This window comes from Streptomyces swartbergensis (genome assembly GCF_002148965.1).
Classification (GTDB): domain Bacteria; phylum Actinomycetota; class Actinomycetes; order Streptomycetales; family Streptomycetaceae; genus Streptomyces; species Streptomyces swartbergensis.
Genome location: NZ_NGFN01000269.1, coordinates 1 through 11929, shown reverse-complemented (window position 1 = coordinate 11929; position 11929 = coordinate 1). Strand labels below are relative to the sequence as shown.

At 70.0% G+C, this 11929-nt stretch carries 15 protein-coding genes; 4 read left to right on the top strand and 11 right to left on the bottom strand.

The window, feature by feature from the left end:
* The 4 genes from CA983_RS31945 to CA983_RS31930 all read right to left on the bottom strand — a co-directional run.
* Nucleotides 1-880 (bottom strand): hypothetical protein (locus CA983_RS31945; protein ID WP_244207186.1); only part of this gene is annotated, 880 nt, incomplete at its 3' end.
* Nucleotides 877-1452 carry a SigE family RNA polymerase sigma factor gene (locus tag CA983_RS31940; protein ID WP_086604284.1) on the bottom strand — a complete coding sequence of 192 codons (576 nt, stop codon included), beginning with the start codon at nucleotides 1450-1452 and terminating at the stop codon, nucleotides 877-879. The genes CA983_RS31945 and CA983_RS31940, both read right to left, overlap by 4 nt.
* 528 nt (nucleotides 1453-1980) lie before the next feature.
* Complete coding sequence (locus CA983_RS31935) at nucleotides 1981-3066, bottom strand: aspartate-semialdehyde dehydrogenase (protein WP_086604283.1); 1086 nt, start codon at nucleotides 3064-3066, stop codon at nucleotides 1981-1983.
* Complete coding sequence (locus tag CA983_RS31930) at nucleotides 3066-4343, bottom strand: aspartate kinase (RefSeq protein WP_086604282.1); 1278 nt, start codon at nucleotides 4341-4343, stop codon at nucleotides 3066-3068. Before CA983_RS31930 ends, CA983_RS31935 begins: the two co-directional genes overlap by 1 nt.
* Before the next feature lie 235 nt (nucleotides 4344-4578).
* Between CA983_RS31930 and CA983_RS31925 the strand changes: the two genes are divergently transcribed.
* Together CA983_RS31925 and CA983_RS31920 are read left to right on the top strand one after the other, a co-directional pair.
* Nucleotides 4579-5322, top strand: a complete 744-nt coding sequence (locus tag CA983_RS31925) for a response regulator transcription factor (protein WP_086604281.1) — start codon at nucleotides 4579-4581, stop codon at nucleotides 5320-5322.
* Complete coding sequence (locus CA983_RS31920; RefSeq protein WP_086604280.1) at nucleotides 5319-6704, top strand: sensor histidine kinase; 1386 nt, start codon at nucleotides 5319-5321, stop codon at nucleotides 6702-6704. Before CA983_RS31925 ends, CA983_RS31920 begins: the two co-directional genes overlap by 4 nt.
* Here the strand turns inward: CA983_RS31920 and CA983_RS31915 are convergent.
* The gene (locus CA983_RS31915; RefSeq protein ID WP_086604279.1) at nucleotides 6670-7200 is read right to left on the bottom strand and encodes an SgcJ/EcaC family oxidoreductase; all 531 of its coding nucleotides are present in this window, start codon (nucleotides 7198-7200) and stop codon (nucleotides 6670-6672) included. The genes CA983_RS31920 and CA983_RS31915 overlap by 35 nt on opposite strands.
* A 173-nt stretch (nucleotides 7201-7373) precedes the next feature.
* On the opposite strand from CA983_RS31915, the gene CA983_RS31910 reads away from it, so the two are divergent.
* Nucleotides 7374-8210 carry a PhzF family phenazine biosynthesis protein gene (locus CA983_RS31910; protein ID WP_086604278.1) on the top strand — a complete coding sequence of 279 codons (837 nt, stop codon included), beginning with the start codon at nucleotides 7374-7376 and terminating at the stop codon, nucleotides 8208-8210.
* Between the two features lie 20 nt (nucleotides 8211-8230).
* On the opposite strand, the gene CA983_RS31905 is transcribed toward CA983_RS31910, so the two are convergent.
* The 3 genes from CA983_RS31905 to CA983_RS31895 are packed head-to-tail and all read right to left on the bottom strand — an operon-like array spanning nucleotide 8231 to nucleotide 9343.
* Complete coding sequence (locus tag CA983_RS31905) at nucleotides 8231-8413, bottom strand: DUF397 domain-containing protein (RefSeq protein WP_086604277.1); 183 nt, start codon at nucleotides 8411-8413, stop codon at nucleotides 8231-8233.
* On the bottom strand, nucleotides 8406-8594 hold the full coding sequence (locus CA983_RS31900) for a DUF397 domain-containing protein (protein ID WP_086604276.1): 189 nt from the start codon (nucleotides 8592-8594) through the stop codon (nucleotides 8406-8408). The genes CA983_RS31905 and CA983_RS31900 overlap by 8 nt, the downstream gene beginning before the upstream one ends.
* On the bottom strand, nucleotides 8591-9343 hold the full coding sequence (locus CA983_RS31895; RefSeq protein ID WP_086604275.1) for a helix-turn-helix domain-containing protein: 753 nt from the start codon (nucleotides 9341-9343) through the stop codon (nucleotides 8591-8593). The genes CA983_RS31900 and CA983_RS31895 overlap by 4 nt, the downstream gene beginning before the upstream one ends.
* Nucleotides 9344-9484: 141 nt before the next feature.
* Here CA983_RS31895 and CA983_RS31890 point away from each other — a divergent pair, with 141 nt between their 5' ends.
* Nucleotides 9485-9892, top strand: coding sequence for a hypothetical protein (locus tag CA983_RS31890; protein WP_086604274.1), 408 nt, complete (start codon nucleotides 9485-9487; stop codon nucleotides 9890-9892).
* A gap of 31 nt (nucleotides 9893-9923) precedes the next feature.
* Here CA983_RS31890 and CA983_RS31885 read toward each other — a convergent pair whose 3' ends face one another.
* From CA983_RS31885 to CA983_RS31875, 3 genes are all read right to left on the bottom strand, one after another.
* Entirely contained in the window at nucleotides 9924-10583 is a 660-nt protein-coding gene (locus tag CA983_RS31885) for a DUF5063 domain-containing protein (protein WP_086604273.1), read from the bottom strand.
* A complete protein-coding gene (gene recR / locus CA983_RS31880; RefSeq protein WP_030897911.1) occupies nucleotides 10576-11175 on the bottom strand; it encodes a recombination mediator RecR in 600 nt (199 codons plus the stop codon). Before recR ends, CA983_RS31885 begins: the two co-directional genes overlap by 8 nt.
* 99 nt (nucleotides 11176-11274) lie before the next feature.
* Complete coding sequence (locus tag CA983_RS31875; RefSeq protein WP_078945132.1) at nucleotides 11275-11616, bottom strand: YbaB/EbfC family nucleoid-associated protein; 342 nt, start codon at nucleotides 11614-11616, stop codon at nucleotides 11275-11277.
* Nucleotides 11617-11929: the final 313 nt, after the last annotated feature.

Sequence of the window (11929 nt, the reverse complement as noted above, 5' to 3'; positions counted from 1 at the left end):
CCTCCTGCACCGCTTCGTGCAGCATCCTGCGCAGGTCCAGCTGGGCGGCCTCCAGGGACGGGTCGGGCAGGCCGGCCGCCGCGTCCCCGGCCGTGTGCCGGGCCGTGCCGACCTTGTTGACGTCGGCCGCGCCCTGCGCCAGCGCGCTCACCGAGCCGGGGTCGGTGACCGTACAGCTCGCCGCCGAGACGTTGGTGACGCGGAAGGAGCCGTAGACCGCGCCGGTGGAGTCGGGTGCGGCGCTGCTGCCGGCGGCGGGGCCGAGCTGGGCGGCGGTGCACGCCTGGATGCCGGCGGCGGCGGTGGAGGAGGACGGGCCGGCACCCTGGGACGCTCCGGCCGAGGCGCCGGGGCTCTTGCCTTCCTTGTCCTTCTGCTTCTTGTCGCCCTTGTCCTTGCCCTCGGTCTTGCCGGGGGAGCTGCCCGCGGTGCTCTCGCCGCCGTCCGGGCCCTTGCCCTGGCTCACGCCGCCCTGTGTCTCGGAAGCGTGGCCGATCGCGGACGGGTTGGCCTCGGAACCGGTGGAGTTGGAGACGTGCACGAGGGCGGGGACGGCCGTGCCGATGAACAGCGCGGCGGCTGCCATGCCGACGACGGCCTGCCGCTTGCGGGTCCGTCGCTGGGGCACCGCCTTCCGCAGATAGTCCAGCGTGCCGTCGCGCGGTTCCACCTCCTGCACCGCTTCGTGCAGCATCCTGCGCAGGTCCAGCTCGTCCGATTCGAACCCCTCGGGGCTCTGTTCGTCCAGGCCGTGGTTCACAGTTCCGTTCCCAGCGTGCGATTGCTTCGGATCTTGCCCGTGCAGCTTTGTCGGCTCGTGCCACTCGAAGGGCTCGTGCCGGTCGCGCCCGTCGCGGCGCGCGCCGTCGCCGTCGCTCATGCCGGCGCCTCCATGGCCAGCCGGAGCGCCGCGATACCGCGCGAGCCGTAGGCCTTGACCGAGCCCAGGGATATGCCGAGGGTCTCGGCTACCTGGGCCTCGGTCATGTCCGCGAAGTAGCGCAGCACCAGCACCTCGCGCTGGCGGCGCTGGAGGTTCTTCATCGCCTTGATGAGGGAGTCGCGCTCCAGCTGGTCGTAGGCGCCTTCCTCGGCGCTCGCCATGTCGGGCATGGGCTTCGACAGCAGCTTCAGGCCGAGGATGCGGCGGCGCAGCGCCGAGCGGGACAGGTTGACGACCGTCTGACGCAGGTACGCCAGGGTCTTCTCGGGGTCGCGGACCCGCTTGCGGGCCGAGTGGACGCGGATGAAGGCCTCCTGGACGACGTCCTCGCAGGAGGCGGTGTCGTCGAGGAGGAGGGCCGCGAGACCGAGCAGCGAGCGGTAGTGCGCCCGGTAGGTCTCGGTGAGGTGGTCGACGGTGGTCCCGGCCGCGACACCGTCCTCGGCGCCTTCACGCTGGTTCGGGATGCGGGCCGGCCGCGCTGCGGGCACGGGCGCGATCACCGGCATGCCGCCGGGAGTACCGGACATGCGGGGTCGTAGAGCCGCCGGACGGGGCGGTCGAATGACCGTGCCGCGTGCCGCGCTGAAGTCGAGTACCTCTGCCACGCCTGTTGGACACGCTCACCCCTGTCAGGGTTGTACGCGTCGGGCATCACTTTCACGCCGACCTTGGCCGTCGGCGATCTACCCGCGTCAGGCAGCACAACCGCTGGTGCATCAAATGCCCTCATGCGTCCCGCTCTTCCCCTATGTCCAGATGTGACCGGGCGTCCCCACGCCCGGTGCCAGGCGTCCCCACGCCTGAAGGTGTCCCACGGCCCGGAAGGGCGACCGCAAAGACGCTCCCCGCCCTTCGCACGGTTGCGGAGGGCGGGGAGGTAAATCCTCGGATGCCGATGGGGTTCGGGACAAGTGATCCGGACCATCGACCGGCTCACATGTCGTACGCAGATCCTACAAACCGCCTATGACAACGGTCGGGGGTTTCCAGCGGGGCGAAACTTCCCGAAAACCTGCGGCCACCGGCACGGCACGTCACGAAAGCTCGGCGGCCACCAGTTCGGCGATCTGCGCGGTGTTGAGCGCGGAGCCCTTGCGCAGGTTGTCCCCGCAGACGAACAGTTCGAGCGCCGTCGGGTCGTCCAGCGCCCGCCGCACCCGCCCGACCCACGTCGGGTCGGTGCCGACCACGTCGGCAGGCGTCGGGAACTCCCCCGCGGCCGGGTTGTCGAACAGCACGACCCCGGGTGCTGTGGCGAGGATCTCGCGGGCCTTGTCGACGGTGACCTCGCCCTCGAAGCGGGCGTGCACGGTCAGCGAGTGCGTGGTGATCACCGGAACGCGGACGCAGGTGACGGCCACGGGCAGCGTGGGCAGGGAGAGGATCTTGCGGGACTCGTCCCGCACCTTCATCTCCTCCGACGACCAGCCGTCCTCGCGCGGCGACCCGGCCCACGGCACGACGTTCAGCGCGACCGGCTCCGGGAACGGACCGGTGCTGTCCCCCACGGCCCGCCGTACGTCACCGGGGCTGGTCCCCAGCTCCGTGCCGGCAACCAGGGACAACTGCTGCCGCAGCGTCGCCACGCCCGCGCGGCCGGCGCCGCTGACCGCCTGGTACGAGGAGACCACCAGCTCGCGCAGCCCGAACTCGGCGTGCAGCGCGCCCAGGGCCACGATCATGGAGAGCGTCGTGCAGCCGGGGTTGGCGATGATCCCGCGCGGGCGCATCCGTACGGCGTGCGGATTGACCTCGGGCACGACGAGCGGCACGTCCGGGTCCATCCGGAACGTGCCGGAGTTGTCGACCACCACCGCGCCCTTGGCGGCGGCCAGGGGCGCCCACCGCTCGGCGACCTCGTCGGGGACGTCGAACATGGCGACGTCGACCCCGTCGAAGGCCTCCTCGGTGAGCGCCACGACCTCGGTCTCCTCGCCGCGCACGGCCAGCTTGCGGCCGGCCGAGCGCGGGGAGGCGACCAGTCGGATCTCGCCCCAGACGTCCGCGCGCTGGGACAGGATCTGGAGCATGACCGTGCCGACGGCCCCGGTCGCGCCCACGACGGCGAGCGTCGGGCGCTCGGACCGGCCGGGCCGGTCGGCCCGTCGGAGACCGGCCATCAGCGGCCGGTGCCTCCGTAGACGACGGCCTCGTCGCTGTCGGAGTCGAGCCCGAACGCGGAGTGCACGGCACGGACGGCCTCGGGCACGTCGTCGGCGCGCGTGACGACCGAGATGCGGATCTCGGAGGTCGAGATCAGCTCGATGTTCACGCCCGCGTCGGACAGGGCCGTGAAGAAGTCGGCCGTGACGCCCGGGTTGGTCTTCATGCCGGCGCCGACGAGGGAGATCTTGCCGATCTGGTCGTCGTAGCGCAGCGAGTCGAAGCCGATGCCGGCCTTGTTCTTCTCCAGCGCGTCGATGGCCTTGCGGCCCTCGGTCTTCGGCAGCGTGAAGGAGATGTCCGTCAGGCCCGTGGAGGCGGCGGACACGTTCTGCACGACCATGTCGATGTTGATCTCGGCGTCGGCGATCGTGCGGAAGATCGCGGCCGCCTCGCCCGGCTTGTCCGGCACGCCGACGACCGTGACCTTGGCCTCGGAGGTGTCGTGCGCGACACCGGAGATGAGAGCCTGCTCCACCTGCTTGTCCCCTTGCGTAATCGGCTCGCTGCTGACCCAGGTGCCCTGAAGTCCGCTGAAGCTGGACCGGACGTGGATCGGGATGTTGTACCGGCGGGCGTACTCCACACAGCGGTGGAGCAGCACCTTCGACCCGGACGCCGCCAGTTCGAGCATGTCCTCGAAGGAGATCCAGTCGATCTTCCGGGCCTTCTTCACCACGCGCGGGTCGGCGGTGAACACGCCGTCGACGTCGGTGTAGATCTCGCACACGTCGGCGTCGAGGGCGGCGGCGAGGGCCACCGCGGTGGTGTCGGAGCCGCCGCGGCCGAGGGTGGTGATGTCCTTGGTGTCCTGGCTGACACCCTGGAAACCCGCCACGATCGCGATGTTGCCCTCGTCCACCGAGGTCTTGATCCGGCCCGGCGTGACGTCGATGATCCGGGCTTTGTTGTGGACCGAGTCGGTGATGACACCTGCCTGGCTGCCGGTGAACGACTGGGCCTCGTGGCCCAGCTTTTTGATCGCCATGGCCAGCAGTGCCATGGAGATCCGCTCCCCGGCGGTCAGCAGCATGTCGAGCTCGCGCCCGGCAGGCATCGGGGAAACCTGCTCGGCGAGATCGATCAGCTCGTCCGTCGTGTCGCCCATCGCGGAAACGACGGCAACTACCTGGTTGCCGTTCTGCTTCGCTTCCACGATCCGCTTGGCGACGCGCTTGATGCCCTCGGCATCGGCTACGGAGGAGCCTCCGTACTTCTGCACGACAAGGCCCACGTGCGCTCCTCGCTCAATCCGTCTCTATCCGCTCATACGCATTCGTACCGCGGTCGGCTCAGTCTAACGAGCGTCCGAAAATCCCTTCCGCGATATCGCATGGTGAGACTTCCGGGGTACTCGTTCAGGTCTGCTCATGCCCATCTCGGCACCGGCCACGCGAGAAAGTGCCCGGCGTCACAATCGCACGTGGGCCGACGCCTGTGGCTCAAATTTCAAGCACTAGGGTTCGCCTGTGCGCGTACTTCTGGTGGAAGACGATGAACCGGTCGCCGAGTCCCTCAGACGCGGCCTGAAGCGCTACGGCTTCGAGGTCGAGTGGGTCACCACGGGCCGGGCGGCGCTGGACCACGCGAGCCCCTACGACGTCGTCCTGCTCGACCTCGGCCTGCCCGACACCGACGGCCTCGACGTCTGCAAGACGCTGCGCGAGCGCGGCGACGTCCCGATCATCGTGATCAGCGCCCGCAGCGACGAGACGGACCGGGTGGTGGGCCTGGAGATCGGCGCGGACGACTACGTCTCCAAGCCGTTCGGCGTCCGGGAGGTCATCGCCCGCATCCGGGCGGTCATGCGCCGCGCGCAGCCCCGCACCCCCGCGGCCGGGGCGCCCGAGAACGGCCCCGACCGCTACGGCCCCCGCCTGACCGTCGACCGCAAGGCGGCCCGGGTGCGGCTCGACGGCGAGGAGGTGGCCCTCGCGCCCAAGGAGTACGACCTGCTGGCGTTCCTCACCGAGGAGCCCGGGGCGCTGATGTCGCGCGAGCAGATCATGGAAGCGGTCTGGGACGCGAACTGGTTCGGGCCGACGAAGACGCTCGACGTGCACGTGGCGGCACTGCGGCGGAAGCTGGCGGGCGCGATCACCATCGAGGCGGTGCGCGGGGTCGGCTTCCGGCTGGAGATCGTCAAGGACGGCGGCGGCGACAAGGACGGCGACGGCGACCCGAGCACCGGAACGGGCAGCGACGCCTCATGATCCGCCAGCTCGTCCGCAGCTACATCTTCCTCGTCGCGATCGCCATCGCCCTGTTCACGGTGCCGGTGGCCTTCTCGCTCACCTCCCAGCTGCGGGGCGACACCGAGGATTCCGTGATGCGCGAGGCCGAGACCATGGCGCTGCTGCTGGCCAACGGCGACCCCACCTCGTGCGAGGCGCTCCAGAAGATGGCCACGGCGTACGCCACCCAGACGCCCGGTGACGTCGAGGTGGCCGGCGCCCCGGGCTGCGCGCCGGACCTGCTCCGCCCGGCGCAGGACGCGGCCCTGACCACGGCCCTCGACCGGAACAAGCCCACGACCGACTGGGGCTCCTCCTTCATCTGGGGTCCCGAGCTGGTGATCACGGTCCCCGCCGAGAGGGCCGGCGAGGACCGGGTCGTCGGTGCCGTGCGCATCGTCTACTCGACGAACGAGATGACCGACCGCCTGTGGACGATCTGGGGCTTCCGGGCGATCCTCGCGGTGCTGGTCCTCGTGGTGGCCGCCCTGCTCGGCGTCGGGGTGGCGCGGCGCCTCACCCGCCCGCTGCGCCAGCTCAACGACATGGCGAGCAAGTTCAGCGACGGTGACCTGACCGCCCGCTCCCCCGTGACGGGCCCGCCGGAGACCCAGACGCTGGCGCGCACCCTCAACCAGGGCGCGGAACGCCTGGACACGCTGATCGCGGCCCAGCGCATCTTCGTGGCGGACGCCTCACACCAGCTGCGCACGCCTCTCACGGCCCTGCGGCTGTCCCTGGACAACATCGCGGACGGTGTGGACGACGAGTTCGTACGGGAGGACGTGGAGCAGGCCACCGCCGAGGTCGTGCGCATGAACCGCCTGGTCAACGGCCTGCTGGTGCTGGCCCGTGCCGAGGCGAAGGTGACGGCCGCCGAGCCGCTCCCGCTGCTGGACATCGTGCGGGAGCGGCTCGCTGTGTGGAGGCCGGCCGCCGACGAGCGCGGAGTCACCATCGCGCTCAGGGGGAGTATCGACGGCCGGCCGTCTGTGCTGTCCAGCCCCGGTCATCTGGACCAGATGCTGGACAACGTGCTCTCCAACGCCCTGGAGGTCTCACCGGACGGCGGGACGATCACCGTGCGGGTGGACCCCCGGGACGATGTGGTGGGGGTCTCGGTCCTGGACGAGGGACCCGGCATGTCGGACGCCGAGAAGTCCCGCGCCTTCGACCGCTTCTGGCGCGGTCAGGGCCTGACCGGCAAGGGCGGCTCCGGCCTCGGTCTCGCCGTCGTCAAGCAACTGGCGACGGACGACGGCGGGACCGTGGCCCTGACGGACGCTCCCGGGGGCGGCCTGTGCGTGACGATCACCCTCCGGGCGGTCAGCTCTCGGGCATCTTCGAGGAGTGGTGGTTGACGATCAGCCACGTGCCGTCGTCCTGCTTCTCGTAGGCGTACGTGTAGCGGGCCTTGACGGTGTTCTTCGCGCCCGTCGCAGGGTCGGTGAGCGCGAACTCGTACACACCGGTGTCGATGACGGTGTCCCGGTCGAGGACGTTGACGACCGACTCGACCTTCGTGCCGACCGGCTTGTTCTGGAGGAAGTGCTCGAAGTAGTCGACGATCTCGGCTCTGTCCGTACGGACGTTGTTGGAGACGGTCGGCAGCAGGACCGCGTCCGCCGCGTAGAGGTCGGCGACCTTCTGGGGATCACCGGTCCGGAGCGCGGCGTTCCAGTTGTCGAACAGCCCGAGCACCTGCGCCTCGGTGGCCATCCTGGCCGACGGCTGCGCGGACTTGCCGCGGGAGTCGGCTCCGGCGACCCCGGCACCGAGGGCGAAGGTACCGGCGGCCAGGGCGGCGACAGCGGTGGCGACGACGGCTATGCGACGGCGTGCGGGGCGACGGTTCATGACATCTCCGGTGACATCGAGGGGAGTTGACTTGCCTCCGCTTCTTCTGCGGTGGAAGTGACTCCAGACTCGCGTGTCACCGGTTAGCGGCCGTGCAGCCCAGGTACAGGGGGCGTACAAGGAGCCCCCAAATCACGCAGCGTGAGCGTGGAGCCGGACGCTACTGTCTCGGCATGGAGATATTGCGCTACGTGGCGTTCAGCACGGATCCCAAGGGCGGCAACCCCGCGGGAGTGGTGCTGGACGCCACCGGGGCCGACGACGCGACGATGCTGGCGACGGCGGCCGAAGTCGGCTACTCCGAGACGGCGTTCGTGGTGGAGTCCGGCGACGGTGCCCTGGACGTGCGGTACTTCAGCCCGCTCGCCGAGGTGCCGTTCTGCGGCCACGCGACGATCGCCACGGCCGTCGCCCACGCGGAGCGGCACGGCACCGGACGCCTGCGGCTGCGCACGGCGGCGGGCCCCGTCACCGTCACCACCGACCGGGCGGCGGACGGCACCCTCGTGGCGACCCTGGTGAGCGTCGCACCGCGTACGGCTCCGGTCGAGGAAGCCGATCTGGCCGAGCTGCTGGGGATTCTGGGCTGGTCCGCCGGGGACCTGGACCCGGCGCTGCCGCCCCGGGCGGCCTTCGCCGGAGCCTGGCACCCGATCATCGCCGCCGCGAGCCGGGACCGGTTGGCCGTCCTGGACTACGACATGGCCGCGCTCGCCGCCCTCATGGCCCGCAAGGACTGGACCACGGTCGACCTGGTCTGGCGGGAGTCCCCCACGGTCTTCCACGCCCGCAACCCGTTCCCGCCCGGCGGCGTGGTCGAGGACCCGGCCACGGGGGCGGCGGCGGCCGCGTTCGGCGGCTACCTGCGGGAACTCGGGCTGGTCCCGGTCCCTGCGACATTGACCATTCACCAGGGCGTGGACATGGGCCGGCCGAGCACGATCACGGTGACGGTACCGGCGGAGGCGGACACGGGCATCGGCGTGACCGGCGCGGCCGTACGGCTCTGAGAGGCCTCGGCCTCAGTGGCTCAAGCCCCGGGCTGAACCGCGGAGACGAACGCCGTCCAGGCGGGCGCGGTGACGTGGAGCTCGGGCCCCGCGGGGGTCTTGGAGTCGCGGACGTGGACGGCGGCGGACAGAGCGACTTCGACGCAGTTGCCGCCCTCGGAGTCGCTGTAGCTCGACTTGACCCAGCGCAGCTGGTCACTCATGGCTGATCCACCATCCACTCGAGACGAACGCCGCCCAGGCGGCGGCGGTGATGTGGACCTCACGACTTGCGGGGGTCTTCGAGTCGCGGACGTAGACGGCGGCGGACAGAGCGACTTCGACGCAGGCGCCGCCCTCGGAGTCGCTGTAGCTCGACTTGACCCAGCGCAGCTGGTCACTCATAACTGATCCACCATCCGCTCGATGAAACGTGCCGACTCGTCCGGACTGAGAGCCTGCGCGCGGATCATGCTAAGCCGCTCCGTGGCGCGACTGACAGCCCCTGGTTCGGCCGTCAGTTCGCTTCCCAACTGGCCTTCGGCGTAGGCGAAACGCTCGTGGTCATGAGTCTCCAACAACACCAGGGGCCCCAGGAGCGCCGCGGTGATGGCCCGCTCGAAGGGCAGGACCTGCAACACGACGTTCCTCAGGCGGGAGACCTCCAATAGGCGGTGCAACTGTTCCTCGTCCACCTGCGAACTGCGCAGCGCAGCTTCGTAGACGACGAAGCTGAGGGCCACCGGCGGCTTCCGTTCGGTGAGGATCACCTGCCTCTCCAAGCGGGCGGCGACCCGTTCCTCAGCCGTGTCCGCGTCCAGCGGCGGGACATGGTTCTCGATGAGTGCCTGTGCGTAGCGCTTGGTCTGCAACAGACCGGGGATGTACATGGCTTCGTACCACCAGAGACTGATCGCCTCCCGCTCCCTCTCCATGAAGTCCTGCGCCCGCGCCGGGAACTTCTCCCGCTGCAAGTACTCCTTGGCCGCGCTCAGAAAACCATCAGCCCGGCACAGGTCGTCGGCCGTGTCGAGGGCCCGTGGCGTCGGCATGCGTACGCCCTGTTCCATGGCCTTGATGGTGTCCGGGGAGTAGTTGGCCGCGGCGGCCAGCTCCTCGCGGCTGACGTTCGCCTTCATGCGCCAGCGCTTCATCTGGTTTCCGCTGTAGCGCCAGGCGACCGGCGGCTGGGAATTGGAGTTGTACTGGGCCGACACAGCGTCCACCTCCGACGGTTACAGCACGACGTGTAGCACGACAGTCGCTACCGACCGTAGCCGCGCGAGCACGACTGTGTGGTCATGACGAACGCAATTCACCGCCCTGAGTGGGTTCCGGCGGCAGGTCATCAACTCCACGTCACTGGTGTGCACTTCGACGCGGTCCGGGTCGAGGGCGTGCGGGGAGAGCTGGTCGCCGAGTGGCTGATCGAGGCGGCCGACGGGGACGCGGGGCCGATCGTGTGTGAGGCGAGCGGGCCGCGGTGGGTGTACTTCCTGCTGGCGCCCGGGGCGGTACGCGGACAGGACTGGCCGCTCGGAGTGCAGCAGTTGGGCGGGCGGGATCCGCGTACGGTCACGGTCACGTACATCGGGATCCCGGCGCTGGAGGGGAACACCTGGCCGCTCAGGTGGTACAGCGAGCCGACACCGACCGCGCCGTACGTCGACGCGCGGGCGCTGGCCGCCGCCGTGGGACGGTGAGGTCACGGAGGCGGCCCTGGTGGGTCGGTGGCTACTTGGCCGGGCGCAACCCCAGCGGCTCAGCGATCTCCTCCGCCATCACCCGGCCCGCCTCGATCTCCAGGGTGTCGTCGCCCATGGCCTGGTCCGTGTCCAGGCCGTCGAGTTCGGCCAGGGGCTGGTTGAGGCGGACATGGGCGAGGACCGACTGGAGGGCGCGGAGGGTCGCGGAGGCGGTGGAGCCCCAGTTGGAGAAGTAGGAGAACTGCCACCACCACAGGGCCTCCGAGGTGCGGCCCGCCCGGTAGTGGGCCATGCCGTGGCGCAGGTCGGTGATGACGTCGGTGAGGTCGTCGGAGATCCGGGCCGGCACCGGAGCCTTGCGGGGCTCGTAGGGGTCGAAGACCTCCGAGTAGACGTCGACGGGGTCGAGGAGCCGCGCCAGGTTCTCGCGGAGCTCGTCGACGTCCGGTTCGGGGCCCGGGTCGGGCTCGTAGCGCTCGTCGGGCACGATGTCCTCGTGCGCGCCGAGGCGGCCGCCGGCCAGGAGGAGCTGGGAGACCTCCAGGAGCAGGAAGGGAACGGCCGATTCCGGCTCGTCGCCCTTCGCGATCTCCATGACGGCGACCAGGAAGCTCTCGACCTGGTCCGCGATCTGGACCGCGAAGTCGTCCGGGTTCTGGTCGGTCGCGTGCAGCGTGGCGTCAGACATCTAGGAGTCGTCTCCCCTCGAAGGCGCGACCGAGGGTCACCTCGTCCGCGTATTCCAGGTCGCCACCCACCGGGAGGCCGCTGGCCAGGCGGGTGACCTTCAGGCCCATGGGCTTGATCATGCGGGCGAGGTACGTGGCGGTCGCCTCGCCTTCGAGATTCGGGTCCGTGGCGAGGATGAGTTCCGTGACCGTGCCGTCGGCCAGGCGGGCCAGGAGTTCCCTGATCCGCAGGTCGTCCGGGCCCACCCCGTCGATCGGGCTGATCGCGCCGCCCAGGACGTGGTAGCGGCCCCGGAACTCACGCGTGCGCTCGATCGCCACGACGTCCTTCGGTTCCTCGACCACGCAGATGACCGCGGGGTCGCGGCGGGCGTCGCGGCAGATGTTGCACAGCTCCTCCTGCGCGACGTTGCCGCAGGTCGCACAGAAGCGGACCTTCGCCTTGACCTCCATGAGGGCCTGGGCGAGCCGCCGTACGTCCGTGGGCTCCGCCTGCAGGATGTGGAAGGCGATCCGCTGGGCGCTCTTCGGACCGACGCCGGGCAGCCGCCCCAGCTCGTCGATCAGGTCCTGGACCACGCCTTCGTACAACGGACTGCCTTTCCTGGATCATCGAGGTCGTTCGCGCCGTACGGCCTTCCCGTACGTACCGTAGTTGTCAGCCGCCTGTCCGAGGAAGCGGTAGGCGTCTCAGAACGGCAGACCGGGGATGCCGCCGCCGCCCAGACCCTGCGCGAGCGGGCCCAGCTTCTCCTGCTGGAGCGCCTGCGCGTTCTCGTTGGCCGCCTGCACAGCCGCCACGACCAGATCGGCGAGGGTCTCGGTGTCCTCCGGGTCCACCGCCTTCGGGTCGATCTTCAGGTTGCGCAGCTCTCCGGCGCCGGTGACGGTCGCGGTCACGAGGCCGCCGCCCGCCTGGCCGTCGACCTCCGTCTGCGCCAGTTCCTCTTGCGCCTGCGCCAGGTCCTGTTGCATCTTCTGGGCCTGCTGGAGCAGCTGCTGCATATTGGGCTGGCCACCACCGGGGATCACGATCAGCTCCTTGCTCGGTACGGGTTTTCCCGTTCGGCACGAGCCTACGTGGTCGGGCCTGCCGTCGCCCCAGCACTCTTTCGAGTGAGTTTCGCTCGCGCCCTATAACTGATCAAGGAATACTTCCGGGCGGAAAAGCGGTGAAAGCTACATCTTCGCCACCCATTGGGGGGTAGGAAGGGTCCGGCGCGTGTGCGTCGTGTGTGTCACCAGTCACGCAGCGTGGTCAGTAGGGAGTGCCGGGTGGGTCAGCCGGAGATGCAGCCCGAAGGGCCGCCACAGGACGGACGGGGCGAGGGGGGGGGCGAGGGGG

Bases quoted from the DNA above. Each gene is read 5' to 3' on its own strand.
- CA983_RS31940 (WP_086604284.1), bottom strand. From the start codon at position 1,452: ATGCCGGTGATCGCGCCCGTGCCCGCAGCGCGGCCGGCCCGCATCCCG.
- CA983_RS31935 (WP_086604283.1), bottom strand. From the start codon at position 3,066: ATGGCCGGTCTCCGACGGGCCGACCGGCCCGGCCGGTCCGAGCGCCCG.
- CA983_RS31920 (WP_086604280.1), top strand. From the start codon at position 5,319: ATGATCCGCCAGCTCGTCCGCAGCTACATCTTCCTCGTCGCGATCGCC.
- CA983_RS31915 (WP_086604279.1), bottom strand. From the start codon at position 7,200: ATGAACCGTCGCCCCGCACGCCGTCGCATAGCCGTCGTCGCCACCGCT.
- CA983_RS31910 (WP_086604278.1), top strand. From the start codon at position 7,374: ATGGAGATATTGCGCTACGTGGCGTTCAGCACGGATCCCAAGGGCGGC.
- CA983_RS31905 (WP_086604277.1), bottom strand. From the start codon at position 8,413: ATGAGTGACCAGCTGCGCTGGGTCAAGTCGAGCTACAGCGACTCCGAG.
- CA983_RS31900 (WP_086604276.1), bottom strand. From the start codon at position 8,594: ATGAGTGACCAGCTGCGCTGGGTCAAGTCGAGCTACAGCGACTCCGAG.
- CA983_RS31895 (WP_086604275.1), bottom strand. From the start codon at position 9,343: ATGAAGCGCTGGCGCATGAAGGCGAACGTCAGCCGCGAGGAGCTGGCC.
- CA983_RS31885 (WP_086604273.1), bottom strand. From the start codon at position 10,583: ATGTCTGACGCCACGCTGCACGCGACCGACCAGAACCCGGACGACTTC.